The sequence below is a fragment of the Pseudomonas sp. P1_C12 genome (assembly GCF_056406435.1).
The window spans coordinates 73,676-97,086 of record NZ_JBFUAE010000007.1; the positions used below are offsets into that span (position 1 = coordinate 73,676).

Genomic DNA, 23,411 nt, shown 5'->3' on the forward strand with positions numbered 1-23,411 from the left:
AACGCCCATGCGCCCGCTTAGCGCCAGGTCATCCAGGTCACGCGATCAGGCATTGAGCCTGACACGCGGCAGCTGGATCAGCCTGTTCGCCATGCTGATGATCTTTATCGGTCCGCTGATTTCTCAGTCGATGCCGATGGATTCGCGCGCCATGTCGATGACCATGCCTGTGGGTATGAGCATGGACATGAGCATGGACATGTCGGCGATGGAACCTGCCGACCATGGCACGCTAGCCACCGCCGAGCATTGTCCGCCCGCCCCGGGGCACCCTGTGTTATGGGAAAAGTGCGGCTATTGCAGCCTGCTGTTCAATTGCCCGGCGCTGACCGGTGGCGTGTCTTTCGCCAACTTCGTCATCTCACCCGTCAACACGTTCACCACGCCTTCCCCACGCTTGGGCCATGCCCGGCAAACCTTCTTTCCCGGCGCCCGCACCCGCGCCCCGCCTGTCGTCGCGTAAACACTCACTTCTGATTTCACACGGTTGAGAAGACAGCCTCAGGCTGCCGGCCGTGTCGTTTACGACTGTTCGATGGAAATTGTCATGTCCAGGTTTTCTGCTGTCCCGTGCTTGAGCCCTGCCCAAGCCTCTTATGCCCTGAACGAATCCGGCGTTCGTTTCAGGCACGCCACCGCGATCCTGTGCGGTGCATTGCTGGCGCCCTCTGCGCTCGCCGATGAGCATGCCGGTCACAGTGAAGAACTGAGCCCGACAGTGATTACCGCCGTTGCCCCCAGTTCACCATTGACCATCGTCACCAACCCCAAGGAACCGCGCCAACCGGTGCCGGCCAGCGACGGTGCCGATTACCTGAAAACCATCCCGGGCTTCGCCATGGTGCGCAATGGCGGCACCAATGGTGACCCGGTGCTGCGCGGCATGTTCGGCTCGCGGCTGAACATCCTCACCAATGGCAGCATGATGCTCGGCGCCTGCCCGGGGAGGATGGACGCTCCCACTTCCTACATCTCGCCGGAAACCTACGACAAGCTCACTGTGATCAAAGGCCCGCAAACCGTGCTGTGGGGGCCGGGTTCTTCGGCCGGCACTATCCTGTTCGACCGCGAACCGGAGCACTTCGGCGAACTCGGTACACGGGTCAATGCCAGCGTGCTGGCCGGTTCCTACGGCCGCTTCGACAAACTGCTGGACGCTGCCGCCGGTGGCCAGTCGGGTTACGTGCGGGTCATCGGCAACACCGCGCACTCCGACGACTACCAGGACGGCAACAACGACACCGTGGCGTCGCGCTATGAAAAATGGAACGGCGACGTGGCCGTCGGCTGGACGCCGAATACCGACACCTTGCTGGAACTGACCGCCGGCCATGGCGATGGTGAAGCCCGGTACGCCGGGCGCAGCATGGACGGTTCGCAGTTCCTGCGCGAAAGCCTCGGCCTGCGCTTCGAGCAGTCCAACATCGGCGAGGTACTGGACAAGGTCGAGGCGCAGGTCTACTACAACTACGCCGATCACGTGATGGACAACTACACCCTGCGCACGCCGTCCGGTACCGGGGTGATGGCCGGGCCCATGGCCTCCAACGTCGACCGCCGCACCCTCGGCGCCCGGGTCAAGGCCACCTGGCGCTGGGCTGATGTGCAACTGATCAGCGGCATCGAAGCGCAGACCAACGAACATCGCCAGCGCAGCGCCATGGGTGTCGACACCTACAAGGACCTTCCGTACACCAAGGATGCCGACTTCCATAACTACGGTGTGTTCGGCGAACTGACCTGGTACGCCGCCGACCGTGACCGCCTGATCAGCGGCGCACGCCTGGACCGCGCCTCGGCCAAGGATTATCGGCAGACCACCGGCTCGGGCATGATGACCCGCCCGAATCCAACCGCCGACGACACCCGCACCGATACCCTGCCGAGCGGCTTCATCCGCTACGAGCATGACCTGGCCGACAGCCCGACCACCTTGTATGCAGGCATAGGTCACACCCAGCGATTCCCGGATTACTGGGAGCTGTTTTCACCCAAATCCGGCCCCGTCGGTTCGGTGAATGCCTTCGATTCAATCAAACCGGAAAAAACCACCCAGCTCGATTTCGGCCTGCAATACAAGACCGAAAAAATCGAAGCCTGGGCCTCGGCTTACGTCGGACAGGTTCGCGATTACATCCTGTTCAACTACACCCCGACAATGATGGGTACGACCTCGCAAGCCGAAAACATCGACGCGCGAATCATGGGCGGCGAACTGGGCGCCGCTTACAACTTCACCGACAACTGGAACGCCGACGCGGCCCTGGCCTACGCCTGGGGCAAGAACAGCAGCGATGGTAATCCGTTGCCGCAGATGCCGCCGCTGGATGCCCGTTTCGGCCTGACCTACAGCGAAGACAACTGGAGCGCCGGCGCACTGTGGAGAGTGGTCGCCGCGCAAAACCGCATCGACCAGAACAAGGGCAACGTGGTCGGCAAGGATTTCGGCAAGACGCCGGGCTTCGGCGTGTTCTCCCTCAACGGTGCCTATCGGATCAACAGCAACTGGAAGGTCAGCAGCGGCGTCGACAACCTGTTCGGCAAGGCTTACGCCGAGCACTTGAACCTGGCCGGCAACGCCGGTTTCGGCTACCCCGCCAATGACCCGCAAGCCATCAAGGAACCGGGGCGCACGCTCTGGACCAAGGTGGACATGAGTTTCTAACAAAAAAAGTCAAAAGATCGCAGGCTTCGCCAGCTCCTACATTGGAGCGCGTACGCCCTGTAGGAGCTGTCGAGTGAAACGAGGCTGCGATCTTTTACAAACAATTGATTCGCCAAGCGGAGCACAACCGATGAAACAGCCCAAAGTGAACTTCTACAACCTGGCGTGGCGCTGGCATTTCTATGCCGGATTGTTCGTTGCGCCATTCATGGTGATGCTGGCCCTGACCGGCATCATCTACCTGTTCAAACCGCAGCTCGATTCGCTGATGTACAGCAGCCTGTTCAACGTCCCGTCCGGTCATCACATCGTCCCGGCCGACGACCTGCTGACGCGGGTGAAAACGGCTTACCCACAAGGCCAGGTCACCCAATACCTGCCGCCGGTCAACGCCGAGCGTAGCGCGCAGTTTGTCGTGCTCAACGATGGCAAGGAGCTGAACGTTTTCGTCGACCCCTACCACGGCGACATCCTCGGTGAGCAAGACGCCAAGAAGAATCTGCAAGCCATTGCCCGAGCGATTCACGGTGAGCTGATGATCGGCACTGTTGGCGATCGGCTGATCGAACTGGCCGCCGGTTGGGGCGTAGTGCTGGTGGTGTCCGGGATTTTCCTGTGGTGGCCGCGTGGTCAGGCGGCAGGCATCTTGTGGCCGCGCCTGAACAGTCGCGGTCGCATATTGTGGCGTGACCTGCACGCCGTCACCGGGTTCTGGGGCGCGTCCCTGCTGCTGGTGATGCTGCTCAGCGGCATGACCTGGACCGGCTTCTGGGGCAAGCAATACGCCGAAGTGTGGAACGTGTTCCCGGCGGCCATGTGGGATGACGTACCGAAGTCCGATGTCGAGGCGCGCAGCCTCAACACCGCGACCCGCCAGACCGTGCCGTGGGCCATGGAAAACACGCCGATGCCGATGTCCGGCGACCATGCCGAACACATGGCTCACGATGGAGCGTCGGCCGGCCCGGCCTCGCCGTTGATCCGCCTGCAGGACGTACAAAACATCGCCAGCGAACGCAAGGTCGAACCGGGTTACAGCATCACCCTGCCGACCACCGCGACCGGCGTATTCACCATCGCCGTGTTCGCCGACGACCCGCGCAATGACGCCACGCTGCACATCGATCAATACACCGGCAAGGTCCTGGCCGATGTACGTTTCGAGCACTACGGCACCGTCGCCCGTGCCACGGAAATCGGCGTGATGCTGCACGAGGGCAAGATGTTCGGTGTGTTCAATCAAATCGTGGTGTTGCTGATCTGCCTGTTGATTTTGCTCAGCGCGGTCAGCGGCGTGGTGATCTGGTGGAAGCGCCGTCCGCAAGGAAAACTCGGCGTGCCGCCACTGCGCCATGACCTGCCGAAATGGAAAACCGCGATGTTGATCATGTTCACCCTGGCGGTGGCCTTTCCGTTGGTGGGCGCGTCGCTGGTGGCGGTGTGGGTGCTGGATCGTGTACTGCTGTCGCGTTTCACCCGGCAGACTGAAAGCGCCTCATCTTCATCTTGAAACAGGCGAGATGCGCGGGGCTCAATGGGCTGTAAACTCCCCCGCGCGTCACCCTCTCGCATTCTGGGTGTCCTTTCGGGCCCCTTCGCGGGCAAGCCCGCGAAGGGGCCATCAGCATCACCTCAAGAGTCACTGCATGTCCTCGCTGAACCTCACAAACCTCACCTGGTCCCCACTGGGCCACGGCCATTGCCACCATCAGTTCCAGCTCCGTGATGCCTCGTTACACGTGGCTGCCGGTGAGTTCGTCGGGCTGATCGGCCCCAACGGCAGTGGCAAGACCAGCCTGTTGCGTTGTGCCTGGCGCTTCAGCAAACCGCAAAGCGGTGAGGTCAGACTCGATCACCACAACGTCTGGAAGCAATCCTCGCGCTGGTGCGCGCAACGCATCGCCGTGGTCTTGCAAGAGTTCCCCGACGCCTTCGGCCTGACCGTCGAGGAAGTGGTCGCCATGGGCCGCACGCCGCACAAAGGCTTGTTCGATGGCGACACCCTTGAAGACCGCGATCTTATCAATCAGACCCTGGAATCTGTCGGTCTCAAGGGCTTCGAAAACCACGGCTTCGCCACCCTCTCCGGTGGTGAAAAACAGCGGGTCATCCTCGCCCGCGCACTGGCTCAGCAACCACAGTTGCTGATACTCGACGAGCCAACCAACCACCTCGATCCGCGTTATCAGCTTGAGCTTTTGAAGCTGGTCAAGCGCTTGAACATCGGCACCCTGGCGAGCATCCACGACCTCAATCTGGCGGCGGCTTTTTGTGATCGGCTGTACGTGATCAACCATGGTCGTATCGTCGCCAGCGGCACACCGAAAGAAGTCCTGACGGCTGCGCTGCTGCGCAATGTGTTCGGCGTCGAAGCGCTGATCGATGAGCATCCACTGCACGGCTACCCACGAATCACCTGGATAACCCAACCATGACTTTGCGTTCCCTGCTGCGCTGCGGCCTCTCTCTCGTGATGCTGCTGGGCTGCACCCAGGCATTGGCCGAAGCCACCCGTTACCCGCTGACAATCAAAAGCTGCAACCGCGAGGTGACCTTCAAGCAGGCACCGCAACACGCCCTCAGCCACGACATCAACATGACCCAGATGATGCTCGCCCTCGGCCTCAAACCACAAATGGCCGGTTACAGCGGCATCAGTGGCTGGAAGGCCGTGACGCCCGAGATGCACAGCATTCTCGAAGGCCTGCCGGAACTGGCGGCCAAGTACCCGTCGGTGGAAACCCTGCTCAATGCCAACGTCGATTTCTTCTTCGCCGGCTGGGACTACGGTATGCGTATCGGCGGCGATCTCACGCCACAAACCCTGCAACCGCTGGGCATCAATGTGTATGAGCTGAGCGAGTCCTGCGCCTTCGTGATGAAGCGTCCACCGGCCAGCCTCGAAGACACCTATAACGACCTGCGAAACCTCGGCAGAATCTTCGACATACAGGACCGCGCCAATGCCCTGATCGCCAACATGCAGGCGCAAGTGGCGGACATTGGCAAAGGCCTGCCCGCGGAAAAACCGCGGGTCTTCCTGTACGACAGCGGCGAAGACCGGGCCATGACCTCGGGGCGCCTGGGCATGCCGCAAGCACTGATCGACGCCGCTGGCGGACGCAATATTCTGGAGGATGTCGACGCGAGCTGGACCCGGGTCAATTGGGAAACCGTGGTCGAGCGCAATCCGCAGGTGATCGTGATCGTCGACTACAGCGAAGTCACCGCAGAGCAGAAGATTCAATTTCTGCTGGACAACAAAGCCCTGCAATCGGTGGATGCGATCAAGCACCGGCGCTTCATCGTCATTCCTTACGTGCAGGCCACGCCGGGGATCGATAACGTGCTGGCGGTCGCAACCCTGGCCAAGGGTTTCCACGGCGAATGATCAACCGTCGCTACGCCCTGTTGTTGATCGCCCTCGGTGCGCTGTTGCTGGTGTCGTGCGTGGTGTCCCTGGGTTTCGGCCCGGCACGGGTGCCGGTGGACGTGGTGTGGCGCATCCTGTTGTACAAACTGTTCGGATTAGCTGTGCCGGACTGGAACCCCGGACAAGAGTATATCGTCTGGCTGATCCGCGTCCCGCGCATGCTGCTCGGCGCGCTGGTGGGCGCCGGCCTGGCATTGATCGGCGCGGTGCTGCAAGCGGTCACGCGCAACCCCTTGGCTGACCCGCATTTACTCGGCGTCACGTCCGGCGCGACGTTGGGCGCAGTGATTGTGGTGCTGCATGTCGGTGAGATCGCTGGCCGGCTGAGCCTGCCAATCGCGGCATTTATCGGTGCATTGCTGAGCATGCTGGTGGTGCTGATGATCGCCAGTCGCCACGGTCGCCTCGACAGTGATCGTTTGTTGTTATGCGGTGTGGCGGTGTCATTCGTGATGATGGCGATTGCCAATTTGCTGCTGTTCCTGGGCGACCATCGTGCCAGTTCGGCAGTGATGTTCTGGATGCTCGGCGGGCTCGGGCTGGCACGCTGGGAGCTGCTGGCGGTGCCGACAGCCAGTGTGTTGCTCGGGCTGATTTTGCTGTTGGGCATGGCGCGACCGCTGAATGCGCTGATGGCCGGTGAACAGACGGCGGTGACCCTGGGCTTGAATGCGCGCACCGTGCGCCTGCGGGTGTTTTTGATTGCGTCACTGATGACCGGGGTGCTGGTGTCGATCAGCGGCTCGATCGGTTTTGTCGGGCTGATGGTGCCGCACATTGCGCGGCGTCTGGTCGGGGCCGAACACCGACGTGTGCTGCCGGTGTGCGTGGTGCTCGGCAGTGTATTCCTCGTTTGGGTCGACGTCGCCGCCCGGACACTGATCGCTCCGGAAGACCTTCCTATCGGCGTCGCCACCGCTGCGATTGGCGGGTTGTTCTTCATCGGCCTGATGCGCCGCCGCTGATTCACACAGATCAAGCCCGCCCCCACATTTGATTTGTGTTGCTCATAAAATCCGCGCCCCAATGTGACGCACCTCAGCGCACCAGACCACTGACCATGTCCTCTCATGGTGCGCTTGAGAACCGTGCAACCGCTCTGGAACGACGTTTCCCTGCCTTTTTCCGACCGGGCACAGCCCTTGCAAAACACACCTTCAGTAGTCCGCATCTGCCAACCATAAAAAACTTTAACGTTCATGGAGATCGCACAATGAAGCGTCGCAGCTTGATCAAGGCTTTCACACTCTCGGCATCCATTGCCGCGATGGGCATGACCTGGACCGTCCAGGCCGCCGAGACCATCAAGGTCGGTATTCTGCATTCGTTGTCCGGAACCATGGCGATCTCCGAAACGTCGTTGAAAGACATGGCGCTGATGACCATCGACGAGATCAATGCCAAGGGCGGCGTGAACGGCAAGATGCTCGAGCCGGTGGTGGTCGACCCGGCCTCGAACTGGCCGCTGTTCGCCGAGAAGGGTCGTCAGTTGCTGACCCAGGACAAGGTCGCCGTGGTGTTTGGTTGCTGGACTTCCGTGTCGCGCAAATCGGTACTGCCGGTGTTCGAAGAACTCAACGGCTTGCTGTTCTACCCGGTGCAATATGAAGGCGAAGAAATGTCGCCAAACGTCTTCTACACCGGCGCTGCGCCGAACCAGCAGGCGATCCCTGCCGTTGAATACCTGATGAGCGAAGAAGGCGGCAGTGCCAAACGCTACTTCCTGCTCGGCACCGATTACGTCTACCCGCGCACCACCAACAAGATCCTGCGTTCGTTCCTGCACTCCAAAGGCGTGGCCGACAAGGACATCGAAGAGGTTTACACCCCGTTCGGTCATAGCGACTACCAGACCATCGTCGCCAATATCAAGAAGTTCTCGGCGGGCGGCAAGACCGCGGTTATCTCCACCGTCAACGGCGACTCCAACGTGCCGTTCTATAAAGAACTGGCCAACCAGGGCCTGAAAGCCACCGACGTTCCGGTCGTGGCGTTCTCGGTCGGCGAAGAAGAACTGCGCGGCATCGACACCAAGCCACTGGTGGGCAACCTGGCGGCGTGGAACTACTTCGAATCGGTCGAGAACCCGGTGAACAAGAAGTTCGTCGATGACTGGAAAGTCTACGCGAAGAAACACAACCTGCCGGGCGCCGACAAGGCGGTGACCAACGACCCGATGGAGGCCACTTATGTCGGCATCCACATGTGGGCGCAAGCGGCGGAAAAAGCCAAATCCACCGACGTCGACAAAGTCCGCGAAGCCCTGGCCGGCCAGACCTTTGCCGCGCCGTCCGGCTACACCCTGACCATGGACAAGACCAACCACCACCTGCACAAGCCGGTGATGATCGGCGAAATCCAGTCTGACGGTCAGTTCAACGTGGTGTGGCAGACAGAAGGGCCAATCCGCGCCCAGCCGTGGAGCCCGTTCATCCCGGGTAACGACAAGAAGCCGGAGTATGCGGTGAAGAGCAACTGAGTCATTGGGTGTCGTGCCTGAGCACGTTGCTCATGCCCGACACAAATCCCTGTAGGAGCGAGCCTGCTCGCGAAGAGGCTCTGACAGTCGACATTGAAGGTGAATGTCAGACCGCTTTCGCGAGCAGGCTCGCTCCTACAATGTCCGCGTCAAGGCGACTCTTTATGCCCACTGCCATTTACCGCTTCATCCTCGCCATCGCACTGCTGTTGCCGATGGCCTCCCACGCCGGTGACGCCGAAGACTTCGTCGCCGCCAATCCCGTGCAGCAGGCCAAGTTGCTGGAAACCTGGGCCGCGCAGCCCGACCCGGCCCGTAGCAAGTTGATCAATGCCCTGCAACAAGGCGAATTGACCATCGACGGCCAACCGAAAACCCTGCGCCTGAACAACCGCCTACGGGGGCTGATCGACACCGCGCTGGCCAGCCATCAGTTGCTCACCGCCGACGCCAAAACTCGTCTGGTAGCTGCGCAGCATTTACAGAAAAGCGCCAAACCGGCGCAGTTGAAATTCCTCGACCAGCAGCTCGCTGGCGAACGGGATGAAGGTGTTCACGCGGCATTGAGCCTCGCCTTGGCCAACTTGCAATTGGTGGACGCCGATCCGGCCGTACGCCTCGCCGCTGTACGTCTGCTCGGCGAAACCGGCGACCCGTTGGCCCGCACCCGCCTCGAAGGTTTGCTCGATCCCGGCGTTGAAGCCGATGCCAATGTGCATACCGCCGCTGAAACCAGCCTCGCTCAAGTCAAACGCAAACTGCTGGTCGGCGAGATGCTCGGCCAGGCATTCAGCGGTATGTCGCTGGGCTCGATTCTGCTGCTCGCCGCCCTCGGTCTGGCGATCACTTTCGGCCTGCTCGGCGTGATCAACATGGCCCACGGCGAGATGCTGATGCTCGGCGCCTACTCGACCTATGTGGTGCAACTGATGTTCCAGCGCTTCGCTCCGCAGGCCATCGAGTTCTATCCGCTGATCGCGCTGCCCGTGGCGTTTTTCGTCACCGCTGCCATCGGCATGGCGCTTGAGCGCACGGTGATTCGCCATCTCTATGGCCGCCCACTGGAAACCCTGCTCGCCACCTGGGGCATCAGCCTCATGCTGATTCAGCTGGTTCGACTGGTGTTCGGCGCGCAGAACGTCGAAGTGGCCAACCCGGCGTGGCTGTCGGGCGGCATTCAAGTGCTGCCCAATCTGGTGCTGCCGTACAACCGCATCGTCATTATTGCCTTTGCGCTGTTTGTGGTGGTGCTGACCTGGCTGCTGCTGAACAAGACTCGCCTCGGCCTGAATGTTCGCGCCGTCACGCAGAACCGCAACATGGCCGCCTGCTGCGGCGTCCCGACCGGGCGCGTGGACATGCTCGCCTTCGGCCTCGGCTCGGGCATCGCCGGCCTCGGTGGCGTGGCCCTGAGCCAGATCGGCAACGTCGGCCCGGACCTCGGCCAGAGCTACATCATCGACTCGTTCCTGGTGGTGGTGCTCGGCGGTGTCGGTCAGTTGGCCGGTAGCGTGTTGGCGGCGTTCGGCCTGGGGATCGCCAACAAGATTCTCGAACCGCAGATCGGTGCCGTGCTCGGCAAGATCCTCATCCTTGCGCTGATCATTCTGTTCATCCAGAAACGTCCGCAAGGCCTCTTCGCGCTCAAAGGACGGGTGATCGACTGATGAACCAGCCCCTGATGCTCAAGGCCACACAAAAAGCCGGCCCGAAAGTCACGATTGCCGTAGGTGTGGTGATCCTCGTTCTGTTGCTGGCATTGCCGCTGCTGTCGCTGTTACCGGCGGACAGTACGCTGCATGTCTCCGCCTACACGCTAACGCTGGTGGGCAAGATTCTTTGCTACGCCATCGTCGCACTGGCGCTCGATCTGGTCTGGGGTTATGCCGGCCTGCTGTCCCTCGGCCACGGCCTGTTCTTCGCCCTCGGTGGTTATGCCATGGGCATGTACCTGATGCGTCAGGCCTCGGGCGATGGCCTGCCGGCGTTCATGACCTTCCTGTCGTGGACCGAAATGCCGTGGTTCTGGACCGGCACCAGCAGCTTCCTCTGGACCCTGTGCCTGGTGGTATTGGCGCCGGGGTTGCTGGCGTTGGTGTTCGGTTTCTTCGCCTTCCGTTCGCGGATCAAGGGCGTGTATTTCTCGATCATGACCCAGGCCCTGACCTTCGCCGGGATGCTGCTGTTTTTCCGCAACGAAACCGGCTTCGGTGGCAACAACGGCTTCACCAACTTCCGTACGATTCTCGGCTTTGGCATCACTGAACCGGGCACCCGCGCGGTGCTGTTTTTCGCCACTGTGCTGTTGCTGGTGGCGAGCCTGTACATCGGCTGGCGCCTGGCGCAGAGCAAGTTCGGCCGGGTCTTGACCGCGCTTCGCGATGCGGAGAACCGCCTGATGTTCTGCGGCTACGACCCGCGCGGTTTCAAGTTGTTCGTCTGGGTGCTGAGCGCGGTGTTATGCGGTCTGGCCGGCGCGCTGTACGTGCCGCAAGTCGGGATCATCAACCCGAGCGAGATGTCGCCGACCAACTCGATCGAAGCAGCGGTGTGGGTGGCCCTTGGCGGCCGCGGCACGTTGATCGGTCCGCTGCTCGGTGCCGGCGTGGTCAACGGCATGAAGAGCTGGTTCACCGTGGCGTTCCCCGAGTACTGGCTGTTCTTCCTCGGCGCGCTGTTCATCGTCGTGACCCTGTACCTGCCCAAGGGTGTGATCGGCCTGTTGAAGAAAAGAGGTGAGCAATGAGAGTCACTGCAACCGCTGAATTCATGCTCGAACCGGCTTTTTTTCCTGTGGAGCCCAACAAGGACGCCGGCAGCAGCCGCGATGCCATCGGCCTCGGCCAGCGTGTCGGCCCCGGCCTCAACACCCGCCACGGCACCATCCTGACCCTGGAAGACATCAGCGTCAGCTTCGACGGCTTCCGCGCGCTGAACAATCTGAACCTGTACATCGGCGTCGGCGAACTGCGCTGCATCATCGGCCCCAACGGCGCGGGCAAGACCACGCTGATGGACGTGATCACCGGCAAGACCCGTCCCAGTCACGGCAAGGCCTGGTACGGCGAAACCCTGGACCTGACGCAAATGAGCGAAGTGCAGATCGCCCAGGCGGGTATCGGCCGCAAGTTCCAGAAGCCGACGGTGTTCGAAGCCTTGAGCGTGTTTGAAAACCTTGAGCTGGCGCAGAAAGCCGACAAGTCGGTGTGGGCAAGCCTGCGGGCGCGTTTGAGCGGCGAGCAGAAAGACCGCATCGACGAAGTGCTGGAGACCATTCGCCTGACCTCTTCGGTCAATCGCCCGGCGGGCCTGTTGTCCCACGGCCAGAAGCAGTTCCTGGAGATCGGCATGTTGTTGATGCAGGACCCGCAATTGCTGCTGCTCGACGAGCCGGTGGCGGGCATGACCGATGCCGAAACCGAATTCACCGCCGAACTGTTCAAGACCCTGGCCGGCAAGCACTCGCTGATGGTGGTGGAGCACGATATGGGCTTCGTCGGTTCGATTGCCGACCACGTTACTGTGCTGCATCAGGGCAGTGTGCTGGCCGAAGGATCACTGGAGCAGGTGCAGGACAACGAGCGGGTGATCGAGGTGTATCTCGGTCGCTGATTTGTATCCCTTGTAGGAGCTGTCGAGTGAAACGAGGCTGCGATCTTTTGATCTGTCTTTTGAAGATCAAAAGATCGCAGCCTTCGGCAGCTCCTACGGGGATTTGAGGAGTATTTGAAAATGCTGCAAGTCGACAAACTGCACCAGTATTACGGCGGAAGCCACATCCTGCGCGGCCTGACATTTGACGTGAAGGTCGGCGAAGTCACCTGCCTGCTCGGGCGCAACGGCGTAGGCAAGACCACCCTGCTCAAATGCCTGATGGGTTTGCTGCCGCCCAAGGAGGGCGCAGTGAACTGGGAAGGTAAACCGATCACTACGTTCAAGCCGCACCAGCGTGTGCATGCCGGCATCGCTTACGTACCGCAGGGCCGGGAAATTTTCGGCCGCCTGACCGTGGAAGAAAACCTGCTGATGGGGCTGTCGCGCTTTCCCGGCAGCGAAGCCAGGGAAGTCCCTGCCTTCATCTACGAACTGTTCCCGGTGCTGCTGCAAATGAAGCAACGGCGCGGCGGCGACCTGTCCGGTGGCCAGCAACAGCAACTGGCCATTGGCCGGGCGCTGGCCAGCCGCCCTCGTCTGCTGATCCTCGACGAGCCCACCGAAGGCATCCAGCCGTCGGTAATCAAGGAGATCGGTGCCGTGATCAAAAAACTCGCAGCCCGGGGCGACATGGCGATTCTGCTGGTGGAGCAGTTCTACGATTTCGCCGCCGAACTGGCTGACCAGTACCTGGTGATGTCCCGAGGCGAGATCGTGCAACAGGGTCGCGGAGAAAATATGGAAGCCGAGGGTGTGCGCGGTCTGGTTACGATCTAATCTTTAGCGACCTAACGATAATTAGAAATCATGAATTTACCTGCCCAAACAACGCTGTTCACCCCGAGCTGGCACGCCGAGCTGGAGCTGGGTTACGCCCGCTTCGGCGATAGCACACGTCCGGTCCAGCGCCGCCACTTGGGCCCGCTGCGGGTACAGAAGCATCTGTATGCCGAAGGGCCTGAAGTCTGCCAACACATCATCGTCCACCCGCCAGGCGGGATTGCCGGCGGTGATCGGCTGGATATTTCAGCCCGCGTCGAGCGCGATGCCTGGGCGCAGATCACCAGCCCCGGCGCGGCCAAGTGGTATCGCGCCGCCGGCCCCGCCTATCAGCAGCTGAAGTTGAAGGTGGCAGCCGGTGCGACACTGGAATGGCTGCCCCAGGAGACGATCATTTTCAGCGCGGCCCAGGCTGAACTCAGCACCTGCATCGACCTTGAAGGCGATGCACGGCTGTTCTATTGGGACGTCGTGGCGCTGGGCCGGCCGGCCAGTGGCGAGCGCTTCGACCTTGGGCACTTCCAGGCACATCTGGATATCCGCCGCGACGGCCAGTTGCTCTGGCATGAACGCCAGCGCGTTGTCGGGGCGGACGGCTTGCTCGATTCGCCCATCGGGCTGGACGGGCAACCGGTGTTTGCGACGTTGTTGGTGACGGGTGAGATCGATAGCGAACTGCTGGAAACCTGCCGCTCGCTGCCCGACGACGTGCGCGGGGATTTGACCCAATTGCCGGGGTTGCTGGTTGCCCGATGCCTGGCCAGTGAAGCGCTGTTGGCGCGGGGATGGCTGATTGAATTGTGGCGACTGCTCAGGCCGGCGTTGCTCGGTCGCGAAGCGGTCCCCCCCAGAATATGGAGCACCTGAGTATGCATACCTTGTAGGTGCTGCCGAAGGCTGCGATCTTTTGATCTTGATCTTCAGCGGCACGGGAAAGACCTGGATTAAAAGATCGCAGCCTTGTTGCACTCGTCAGCTCCTACAGTCCTGTGGGTTGCAAGATTTGACACCTTTTTAACTGCCGATTATGGATCTCAAACGATGGACCTGACCCCACGCGAAAAAGACAAGCTGCTGATCTTCACCGCAGGCCTGGTGGCCGAGCGGCGTTTGGCTCGCGGCGTGAAACTCAATTACCCGGAAGCCATGGCCTACATCTGCGCCGCGCTGCTTGAAGGCGCACGCGACGGGCAGACGGTGGCCGAGCTGATGCACTTCGGAACCACCCTGCTGACCCGCGAACAAGTGATGGAAGGAATCCCGGAAATGATCCCGGAAGTCCAGGTCGAGGCCACCTTCCCCGACGGCACCAAACTGGTCACCGTCCACCAACCCATCGCCTGAGGCCGCGCCATGACTTACCACATCCGCGATGCCGTGCATGCCGATCTGCCGGCCATCCGCGACATCTACAACGACGCGGTGCTCAACACCACGGCGATCTGGAACGAGCACGCGGTCGACCTCGACAACCGCCAGGCCTGGTTCAACGCCCGGCAATCCCAGGCTTATCCGATTCTGGTGATCGTCGATGCCGACGACACGGTGCTCGGGTACGCCTCGTTCGGCGACTGGCGGCCCTTCGACGGTTTCCGCCACACCGTCGAGCACTCGGTCTATGTGCGCAGCGACCAGCGCGGCAACGGCCTCGGCCCGCAACTGATGCAAGCGCTGATCGAACGCGCCAAAGGCTGCGACAAGCACGTGATGGTCGCGGCTATCGAAAGCGCTAACGCTGCCTCCATTCGCTTGCATGAGCGCATCGGCTTTATCACCACCGGGCAAATGCCGCAGGTCGGCACCAAGTTCGGTCGCTGGCTGGACCTGACCTTCATGCAACTGACCCTGAATCCCGGCGCGCAGCCGCCAAGCATCAACCAGGAGTAATCCCCGATGAACGCCGCCCAACTGCGACGCGTCAACGTAGAAAGCTTTGCGCATTATCGTCAGGGCCTGATCGACCTGCTGCTCGATGCCGTCGGCTATGGCGCCAGTGTCGGCTTCATGGCTGAACTCGATGCCATCCAGGCGCGTGCGTATTTCGATGAGGTTCAGGAGAACCTGAACAAGGGCAATGTGTTGCTGTGGGTGGTGGTCAAGGACGAACAGGTCCAGGCCAGCGTGCAGTTGGGTTTGTGCCAGAAAGCCAACGGCCTGAACCGCGCCGAAGTGCAGAAGCTGCTGGTGCGCGAACATGCGCGGCGTCGCGGTCTGGGCCAGCAACTGATGAGTGCCCTGGAGGCGGCCGCCCTGCAGCACAAGCGCGGCATGCTTTATCTCGACACCGAAGCCGGCTCGCCCGCCGAAGACTTCTACCAATCGCTGGGCTATACCCGCGCCGGTGAAATTCCCGATTACGCCTGCGACCCGAGCGGCCGCTACAAGCCGACTGCCCTCTACTACAAGATTCTCCAAGGAGCCCATTGATGATTCCCGGTGAATACCAGATCCAGCCAGGCGAGATCGAGCTCAACGTCGGTCGGCGCACGATCAGTCTGAAAGTGGCCAACAGTGGTGATCGGCCGATCCAGGTCGGCTCGCATTACCACTTTTTCGAAACCAACGACGCGCTGTCGTTCGACCGCAACGCCAGTCGTGGTATGCGCCTGAACATCCCGGCTGGCACGGCGGTGCGTTTCGAACCGGGGCAGACCCGTGAGGTGGAGTTGGTGGATTTGGCGGGGCATCGTCGGGTGTTCGGCTTTGCCGGGCGAATCATGGGTGACCTCGACTGACAAATGCGGTGCTCCCAAAAGATCGCAGCCTCGCTTCGCTCGACAGCTCCTACAGGGACCGGGCGCGCGAATGCTGTGTGAACACCCGTAGGAGCTGCCGAGCGCAGCGAGGCTGCGATAGCGAGTAATGCGAGCGGTCTCCAAATCAATTGAATCCCAAGGCAAGCGCATGAAAATCTCAAGACAAGCCTACGCCGACATGTTCGGCCCCACCGTCGGTGACAAGGTCCGTCTGGCCGATACCGAGTTGTGGATCGAAGTGGAACAGGACTTCACCACCTACGGCGAAGAAGTGAAATTCGGTGGCGGTAAAGTCATCCGTGACGGCCAGGGTCAGAGCCAGTTACTGGCCGCCGAGGTCGTCGATACCCTGATCACCAACGCGCTGATCATCGATCACTGGGGCATTGTCAAGGCCGACGTCGGACTCAAGGACGGGCGCATCGCGGCGATCGGCAAGGCCGGCAACCCGGACATCCAGCCCAACGTCAACATCGCCATTGGCGCCAGCACTGAAGTGATCGCCGGTGAAGGCATGATCCTCACCGCCGGCGGCATCGATACCCACATCCACTTCATCTGCCCACAGCAGATCGAAGAGGCGTTGATGAGCGGCGTTACCACCATGATCGGCGGCGGCACCGGGCCGGCCACCGGCACCAATGCGACCACGTGCACCTCCGGGCCATGGCACCTGGCGCGCATGCTTCAGGCTGCCGACGCGTTCCCGATGAACATCGGCCTGACCGGCAAGGGTAACGCCAGCCTGCCGGAGCCGTTGATCGAACAGGTCAAGGCCGGCGCCATCGGCCTCAAGCTCCACGAAGACTGGGGCACCACGCCGGCGAGCATCGACAATTGCCTGAGCGTGGCCGATCAGTACGATGTGCAGGTGGCGATCCACACCGACACCCTCAACGAGTCGGGCTTCGTCGAAACCACCCTCGCCGCCTTCAAGGGCCGCACCATTCACACCTATCACACCGAAGGTGCCGGTGGCGGTCACGCGCCGGACATCATCAAGGCCTGCGGTTTTGCCAACGTACTACCGAGCTCCACCAACCCGACCCGGCCGTTCACCCGCAACACCATCGACGAACACCTCGACATGCTGATGGTCTGCCACCACCTCGACCCGAGCATTGCCGAAGACGTGGCCTTCGCCGAAAGCCGCATTCGTCGCGAGACGATTGCCGCCGAAGACATCCTCCACGACCTCGGCGCGTTCTCGATGATCAGCTCCGACAGCCAGGCCATGGGCCGCGTCGGCGAAGTCATCACGCGCACCTGGCAGACCGCCGACAAAATGAAAAAGCAGCGTGGCCCATTGCCCGCTGACGGCGAAGGCAACGACAACTTCCGCGCCAAGCGCTACATCGCCAAATACACCATCAACCCGGCGATCACCCACGGCATCAGCCATGAAGTGGGCTCGGTGGAAGTGGGTAAATGGGCCGATCTGGTGCTCTGGCGCCCGGCGTTTTTCGGCGTGAAACCGACGCTGATTCTCAAGGGTGGTGCCATTGCGGCCAGCCTGATGGGCGACGCCAATGCCTCTATCCCGACGCCACAACCGGTGCATTACCGCCCGATGTTCGCCAGCTTCGGCGGTTCGCTGCACGCCACCAGCATGACCTTTATCAGCCAGGCTGCACAGAAGGCCGGACTGCCTGAAGCCTTGGGTTTGAAGAAAAAAATCGCCGTGGTCAAAGGTTGCCGCGACGTGCAGAAAACCGACCTGATCCACAACGATTACCTGCCGGACATCGACGTCGATCCTCAAACTTATCAGGTCAAGGCTGACGGTGTGTTGCTGTGGTGTGAGCCGGCGGAAAGCTTGCCGATGGCCCAGCGCTACTTCCTGTTCTGAGCAATGCAAGAAGCCCCGGACGCCAGGCGTTCGGGGCTTGTGGGTCAGCTACCGATTTTGGTGTTCACCTTGTCCAGTTTGGCTCGGCCCAGAGCCTGCTGGGTCAACGTTTTTTCGAGTGCCTTGATGGCCTGAAATATGTCTTCATCCTCAGCGTTTTCCAGCCTCAGCTTGAGGGCATCGAATTCTTGCCGATAGGTCGTTTCCATGAAGGTTTGCCAGATCGGTTGCTCAAGGATCCGCTCAGTCAGCAAGCCCCCTTCTTCCAGAGCCAGCACGCGTTGACAGGCCGCCTCGATCATCTCCTTGCTCACCTTGGAAATAGCCCGAAACTGCATGCCTCGCGCTTGCCATGGCAGATCCAGGCGTTCCGCCAGATCCGTCATGTAAGCCAAATGCACCTCGACTTCATCGATGGTTCCACCTTCAGCTCCAGGGCGATAAAAAGTTTCTCCGGCCCGCAAGCGCTCAGCGACACGCTCGCGGGCAATCCTGCCCAGTTCGTCCAGACGCGCCTTGCCCCTCGCCAGCTGCAGCAGCTCGGCTTCCACCAGCCCCGGATTGGCCAATGCACGGGCCTCGTGCACTAATACCTCGACGCCCATGGCATTGAACAACTGAGTACCACCATCAACACAGTTGGTGGTGCTGGTCGCCTCGGCAAACAGCTTTTCCCGTAACTCGGTTCTTTCGGCCATGGCTTCTAGCATGCGCCACACTTTGGCGGTGAGTCCGATACGATAACTTTTGTCGTCGGCCTTGAAATCATAGGACTCGGTCAGCCGCCGGATTTCATTGAAAAACGGCAGCGAGCCATACTCGTCTTCGACGCTGTCCCAGATCTCCTGTTTCGCATTCCATTCTGCGTTGCTCAGCCCTTCCCCCCATTCGGAACTGTCGAGAACACCGCGTGGGGGATAGGCTCGATCAGGGTCCAGACCGATCGATTCGATGTACGTGCGCACCCGTTCAAGGTTCTCGGGCGAAATCCAGCCCTCCTCACGAGTAAAGAATGTGCGCGCCAGCAACTCCGCACGGAAGGAACCGGGCGCCACTTCGGGAATTTGCGTAAGCACGTTGAACTCAAGGTTCAGATAAATGCTACGCGGGCGATTGCGGCCAAGATAACCCGTGGGCCAGGTATTGAGCTGGCCATGGTTAAGGGTAATCGCCTGCAAGTTGGGCATACGACTGACATCAGGCGGCAAGCGTAACGGGTTGTTATCCAGGCGCAACAGGTGCAAGCGGGTCAGTCCCCTGAGGTGGGCGATTCCCTCGCTGTCCAGGGAGATGTTGTTATCGCTGAGCACCAGATGAGTCAGCTGGCGCATGTTGCCGATCTCTTGAGGAAACCGGGTCAATCTGTTTTGCGTCATGTTCAACTGCCGCAATTGCCGGAATGGCCGCAGGAATCGGACATGCTCATCACGCAGTCGTACATTGTTCAGGCTGAGTTCGGTTACATGATCAAAACTGACCGACAGTTCAGGCATCGTCGCCAAATGCCTGTCCAGAGGAAAACCATCCAGATTCAGTGCCTGCGGCGCCACGATGCCGGGTACCTCAACGCCCGCCGGTCCGGTGCGCTGCAAGCAGCGGCGGAGCTTCGTGTAGAGATCGTTTCTGGATTTCCACTCCGCGACTCCCTCGGGCGAAAGACGCCAGGATTGGGTAGGTTGGTTGACCCAAGAACGCATCGAATCATTGAAGCGGTCGAACCCGGTTTCCAGCGCAGTCACTCGCTGGTCGGCCCACTCACCAAAAGTATTCAGAAGCGCCTGTACCTGACTGTCATCCAGACCTGGAAGCAGTGAGCTTATACGCATTCGCAAAAGATCCGGGTCTTGTGAGCGCCCCCTGTAAGCGCGCATTCCGCCACGCAAACGCATGATCTGCGGGTCGTAAGCGGGCTTGCGTATCGGATGATCCAACAGGGTTTTCGAGAACGTGTCGTGTGACAGCGGCGATTGTTTAACAGCCTGACGCAGTTGCGCCCCCTGATTGATCTCAAACCCCAGCGTTTTGCGGTCGGCATCGGGCAAGGCATGCAGCAATGCCCCGTGCAGATCGTCCGCTCCATGCAGATGGCCACCCTCATGGTCGTAAGCTTCATAGCGCCCGTCTTCGCGCATGACCAACACCTTGCGCACCGAGGCATCGACCGGACCAACGCTGTCATGCAGTGCGCCGGTGAAGGAGAACGCACGGACTTCGATGCGCATCTCCTTTGGCCATTTCGGCCAGTTTGCCAGGGTATGCAGCGCCAGCCGGTCGGTGTCGGCATTACTCAATCCGTCTAGATAAAGCCCTTCATAGGCGCGACTCAAACGCAAGCCGAACACAGACTTGCGCGCCATTTCGCGCAAGCGCAACGGGATCCGTCTGTTTCGGGTCAACTTCAACAACTCGGCTTCAGCGGCATCGTCCAGCAGGGCTTGTGCGGCGGCGTTCGACAGCTCCGGAAAATCCCGCTTCAGCAGGTTTATCCGTGCATCGCTGGTGGTTTCCCGGGCCTCGTACAACGTATCGAACAGTGTTTTTTGGCTGTCTTGCGCCTGGCGGGCGATGCGTTTTTTCAGCTCGGCAATACGCGCCGAGCGTTCTTTCGCAACTTCACTGCCGAACCAGTCCTGCAATTGCGCCTCGCTGAGGGCGTCAACCACTCGTGTCGGCAGTCGGCCTTCGCAAACATCAGCCCGGGAAATGTTGAGGGTATTTTCAGGCGTAGCCTCAGCTGCACCGAAACTCAGTGACGGTCGGCCCGAAGCGGCATCGGCTTCCAGCACCAGGGCCCTGGATTCTGGCCAGCCATGTAACGCAGTAACAAACCCCGTCACTTTCTCCGACAGTTCCTGCGGCACCTGACCATTCAGGATTTGCGCACTGAGCTTGTCGGCGTCCGCGTAAGCCTTGAAGCGCTTCAGCGTATCCATGAGCAAGGGCGCCGGTGGATCATTTTCGACATGCATACGACGTAGTACGCCTTCCTCGACACCGCTGACATGCCGCACCTGCTCCAGCACTTCGTCACTGATCCCATCCACTGATGGACCGAGACGCCGCAACAGCTTGCCCTTGTCCCATTCCATCGGTTGTTCGAACTCCGTGTGCCAGGCGCCAGCACCGTTGTGTTCGATGTTCGGCTGATAGGCATCCGGCCGCCTGGGATGTTGCAGTCGAGGCTGTCCGGTGAGCGGATCCTCCTTGAGCACGAATTGCTTGCCCTCGAGCGGCAGCACTTTGCGCCCGTCATGCTCGATGACGCCGAGGTCATCGGGTGTTGCGGTTTCGGGCAGCGTCAGGCGGTGCGCATAAGGTGCATGATCGGGTTTGATCAGACGCGTTTTTCCGTTGGACAGTTCCACCGGTTTAAGGCTGTCGATCAGGGGTGATGGTCTGATCGGCGTGGGGCCTTTGGGCAGCACGTACCCCATGAACATCAGGGCCAATTGCGCACCGTTGATCAAGAAACTGTTGATATGCGCCGCGCCCTCTTCGACGTCACCCTTGCTCCAGTCTTCAATGCCCTCGACCAGCTCCGCCAGCAATTGCGCAGCCATCAGGCCCAGCATGGCCGGCCCCAGCACTGGCACCAGCATTGCGCCAAAGTTGAACAGGTTCCAGGCGATGTCCAGATAGCCGCTCAGGCGTTTCCAGCGAGCATTGGCGTCTTCGTCATCGGTCGGCACCGCGATCAATCGGGCATCGGCGATGGCTTTGTCGCGGCGCTCACGAAACAGACGGTCCCACAGGTCGTCGCTGATCAGATGAGTGACAGGTTCCGCATCAGGGTTTTCGACCGGCGTTTCTCGCCACCATGGCCCCATGTCCAGCGGTTCGCGCTGTTGCCAGGTGATGGTCTTGAGCCGTTCATTGACCCGGCTGAAAAAAATCGCCTTGTCTTTCTGCGCGACAAAACGACTGAAAAAACCCTGGTAGTCACTTTCACGCAGTTGGCCGATCAGCGTTTTCATGAAGTCGGTGAGCGAGGCATATTCCTTCAGCGGATGATCCGGGTCATCCGGTACCCAGGCGATCAAATGCCCGCTCAGCCGATTCTGGCTGTAGATTTCGTCCTTGCGCAGCATCTCTTCCACCACGCCTTTCGGGCCGTTGGCGAAAAAAGCCTTGAGCAGGCGAAAGGTATCGAAGCCATTGGGTAGCGAGGAAGTTGCCCGTCGGGAGAAATCAAGCCATTGCTTGCGTGCATCGGGCGTCAGCTCATCAATGGCGCTTTTGACCGCCGTTGGTTCGGCCACCGCGCTGAACAGCACAACGCCGGTCATCTGGCAGCCCATTAGCGACAAACGATGACTTTGCAGCGGACGGCCATACCACTGGATATCAGACTTGCCGTCGATCAATCCGCCGATCGTTGCGTAACCGTGCAGGCCGATATCGCCCTTGAGATACGCCGTCGTCGACGCCAGTTTGAGGGCCGCTTTGTCACTGGCGATCGAATGCTCCTTGAGCAGGCGAGCGGCATTGGCATCTGCGGGGGTGAGCAATGACTTGATGTGGGTCTGGTATTGCCCGCCAATGTCGAGGCGCCGACACAGCGTCGCCAATCTTTGCGGGGTGATGACCTTGATCTCGTGCAGGTCGCCACGAAAGTCCTTGCGTAACACCGCGGAGCCGCTGCGAAACGCATCATCACGGGTTTCATCCTCTTCGAAGTTGTGCAGCGCCGCTTCGAGCAGCGTGGAGTGACGGATGGTACTGGCCTGGGTATCGATTACACCGGCGATGTTGTTCGGCACATACAGGCGCAATTGCAGGTCATTAGGATTGCCATGTTCGTTGAAGTTCGAGAGCAACAGGGTTTTGAGCAACGGCTCGGCAAAGGCCTTGATGTCGTGCTGCAAATCGCCGAGCAATTCATCCAGCCGCCCTTGCAGGCGCCAGCGCTCGTCGATGAGTTGCTTGAGATAGTCGCGGTCCACCGGCCGGGCTTTCAGATACCAGGCAGGGAACGTCGGCGGTACATCCACCGCCGTCAGGAGCCTGGCCCGTGGTGCTTCGGTAATCGCCTTGGGGATCAACGGTTTTATCCGTTGGTGATGAACCCCGTTGTCTTCCTTTGTTGCCGGACTTGACGGCCCTGTTGGATTGCTTCCTTGCAATTCAGGCATGTCTTGAACACCTTCAAACCATTGATTGGGGCCCTATCGTTATGCGTTTGTCCCGTGAACAAAAGCGCAAATAATCGTTGGTTCAATGTACAAAAACAGCCCTGTGCATTCGAAAATCCAGGTGCCGAAAATATCTATTTACCGCACCACACAACCACGAATGTGCCTGCTTTTATCGGCGGTGGTGTTCCCCAGGACAATATGGGGCAGGGGGACCGCGTTATCGTTCATCGCGAGCAAGCTCGCTCCTGCAATGGATCGTGCTGTTCACAAATCCTGTGTTCACAGCAATCACCTGCTTGCGAAAGCAACCTGGCAGCCAACACAAAAACACCAGAACTCTTACTCGATCAGCAGCCGCCCCAACCGCTGTTTGAGCATTCGATTCTCCGCCCGCAGCTGCTGGACCTCTTCAAGCAGGTCCAGCGCCAGGGCGACGCCTTCCCATTCCAGCTCCAGATCGCACCGCAGCTTGACGGCGCGTTTGGCCAGGGTCAGCTCATAATCGTTGAATCGCCAGTCCTTGGGCTGGGCGCCCTGAGGTTCGAGGATGCCGTGTTCGACGATTTCGATCACATGGACGTCCGACAAATCGGCCGCCTCACAAAATTCTGCCAGGTTCAGTTGAACGATCAGGGGGCTGCTCATGACGGGCTACTCCAT

The 23,411-nt window shown here is 60.4% G+C and carries 19 protein-coding genes; 17 read left to right on the top strand and 2 right to left on the bottom strand.

Annotated elements, in window-relative coordinates; translation table 11 throughout:
* Positions 1 to 7: 7 nt before the first annotated feature.
* The 17 genes from AC1D19_RS14430 to ureC all read left to right on the top strand — a co-directional run bounded on the left by AC1D19_RS14430 (position 8) and on the right by ureC (position 17,616).
* Positions 8 to 463 (top strand): DUF2946 domain-containing protein, encoded by a 456-nt coding sequence (locus tag AC1D19_RS14430; RefSeq protein ID WP_477763626.1) that lies wholly within the window; start codon positions 8 to 10, stop codon positions 461 to 463.
* An 84-nt stretch (positions 464 to 547) separates the two neighbouring features.
* Complete coding sequence (locus tag AC1D19_RS14435) at positions 548 to 2,665, top strand: TonB-dependent copper receptor (RefSeq protein WP_477763627.1); 2,118 nt, start codon at positions 548 to 550, stop codon at positions 2,663 to 2,665.
* Between the two features lie 130 nt (positions 2,666 to 2,795).
* On the top strand, positions 2,796 to 4,175 hold the full coding sequence (locus tag AC1D19_RS14440) for a PepSY-associated TM helix domain-containing protein (protein ID WP_477763628.1): 1,380 nt from the start codon (positions 2,796 to 2,798) through the stop codon (positions 4,173 to 4,175).
* Between the two features lie 136 nt (positions 4,176 to 4,311).
* Positions 4,312 to 5,100 carry an ABC transporter ATP-binding protein gene (locus tag AC1D19_RS14445; RefSeq protein ID WP_477763629.1) on the top strand — a complete coding sequence of 263 codons (789 nt, stop codon included), beginning with the start codon at positions 4,312 to 4,314 and terminating at the stop codon, positions 5,098 to 5,100.
* The gene (locus AC1D19_RS14450; protein ID WP_477763630.1) at positions 5,097 to 6,056 is read left to right on the top strand and encodes an ABC transporter substrate-binding protein; all 960 of its coding nucleotides are present in this window, start codon (positions 5,097 to 5,099) and stop codon (positions 6,054 to 6,056) included. The genes AC1D19_RS14445 and AC1D19_RS14450 overlap by 4 nt, the downstream gene beginning before the upstream one ends.
* Positions 6,053 to 7,063 (top strand): FecCD family ABC transporter permease, encoded by a 1,011-nt coding sequence (locus AC1D19_RS14455; protein WP_477753261.1) that lies wholly within the window; start codon positions 6,053 to 6,055, stop codon positions 7,061 to 7,063. The genes AC1D19_RS14450 and AC1D19_RS14455 overlap by 4 nt, the downstream gene beginning before the upstream one ends.
* A gap of 248 nt (positions 7,064 to 7,311) precedes the next feature.
* Entirely contained in the window at positions 7,312 to 8,577 is a 1,266-nt protein-coding gene (gene urtA / locus AC1D19_RS14460; protein WP_477753262.1) for an urea ABC transporter substrate-binding protein, read from the top strand.
* A 164-nt stretch (positions 8,578 to 8,741) separates the two neighbouring features.
* Positions 8,742 to 10,244, top strand: coding sequence for an urea ABC transporter permease subunit UrtB (urtB, locus tag AC1D19_RS14465; RefSeq protein ID WP_477763631.1), 1,503 nt, complete (start codon positions 8,742 to 8,744; stop codon positions 10,242 to 10,244).
* A complete protein-coding gene (gene urtC, locus AC1D19_RS14470; RefSeq protein WP_477763632.1) occupies positions 10,244 to 11,323 on the top strand; it encodes an urea ABC transporter permease subunit UrtC in 1,080 nt (359 codons plus the stop codon). The genes urtB and urtC overlap by 1 nt, the downstream gene beginning before the upstream one ends.
* A complete protein-coding gene (gene urtD / locus AC1D19_RS14475) occupies positions 11,320 to 12,189 on the top strand; it encodes an urea ABC transporter ATP-binding protein UrtD (RefSeq protein WP_477763633.1) in 870 nt (289 codons plus the stop codon). The genes urtC and urtD overlap by 4 nt, the downstream gene beginning before the upstream one ends.
* A gap of 120 nt (positions 12,190 to 12,309) precedes the next feature.
* Positions 12,310 to 13,008: an urea ABC transporter ATP-binding subunit UrtE gene (gene urtE, locus AC1D19_RS14480; RefSeq protein WP_477753266.1), complete on the top strand. Its 699-nt coding sequence runs from the start codon at positions 12,310 to 12,312 to the stop codon at positions 13,006 to 13,008.
* Between the two features lie 30 nt (positions 13,009 to 13,038).
* On the top strand, positions 13,039 to 13,878 hold the full coding sequence (locus AC1D19_RS14485; RefSeq protein ID WP_477759992.1) for an urease accessory protein UreD: 840 nt from the start codon (positions 13,039 to 13,041) through the stop codon (positions 13,876 to 13,878).
* Between the two features lie 174 nt (positions 13,879 to 14,052).
* The gene (gene ureA / locus AC1D19_RS14490; RefSeq protein WP_477753268.1) at positions 14,053 to 14,355 is read left to right on the top strand and encodes an urease subunit gamma; all 303 of its coding nucleotides are present in this window, start codon (positions 14,053 to 14,055) and stop codon (positions 14,353 to 14,355) included.
* 9 nt (positions 14,356 to 14,364) lie between these two features.
* Positions 14,365 to 14,898 carry an N-acetyltransferase family protein gene (locus AC1D19_RS14495; RefSeq protein ID WP_477753269.1) on the top strand — a complete coding sequence of 178 codons (534 nt, stop codon included), beginning with the start codon at positions 14,365 to 14,367 and terminating at the stop codon, positions 14,896 to 14,898.
* Between the two features lie 6 nt (positions 14,899 to 14,904).
* Positions 14,905 to 15,438, top strand: a complete 534-nt coding sequence (locus AC1D19_RS14500) for a GNAT family N-acetyltransferase (RefSeq protein WP_477759993.1) — start codon at positions 14,905 to 14,907, stop codon at positions 15,436 to 15,438.
* The gene (locus AC1D19_RS14505; protein ID WP_477753484.1) at positions 15,438 to 15,746 is read left to right on the top strand and encodes an urease subunit beta; all 309 of its coding nucleotides are present in this window, start codon (positions 15,438 to 15,440) and stop codon (positions 15,744 to 15,746) included. Before AC1D19_RS14500 ends, AC1D19_RS14505 begins: the two co-directional genes overlap by 1 nt.
* 169 nt (positions 15,747 to 15,915) lie before the next feature.
* A complete protein-coding gene (ureC, locus tag AC1D19_RS14510; protein WP_477763634.1) occupies positions 15,916 to 17,616 on the top strand; it encodes an urease subunit alpha in 1,701 nt (566 codons plus the stop codon).
* A 44-nt stretch (positions 17,617 to 17,660) separates the two neighbouring features.
* Here the strand turns inward: ureC and AC1D19_RS14515 are convergent, their stop codons facing one another.
* Complete coding sequence (locus AC1D19_RS14515) at positions 17,661 to 22,748, bottom strand: NEL-type E3 ubiquitin ligase domain-containing protein (RefSeq protein ID WP_477763635.1); 5,088 nt, start codon at positions 22,746 to 22,748, stop codon at positions 17,661 to 17,663.
* A gap of 342 nt (positions 22,749 to 23,090) precedes the next feature.
* Positions 23,091 to 23,396 (bottom strand): chaperone modulator CbpM, encoded by a 306-nt coding sequence (locus AC1D19_RS14520; RefSeq protein WP_477753459.1) that lies wholly within the window; start codon positions 23,394 to 23,396, stop codon positions 23,091 to 23,093.
* Positions 23,397 to 23,411 lie beyond the last annotated feature (15 nt).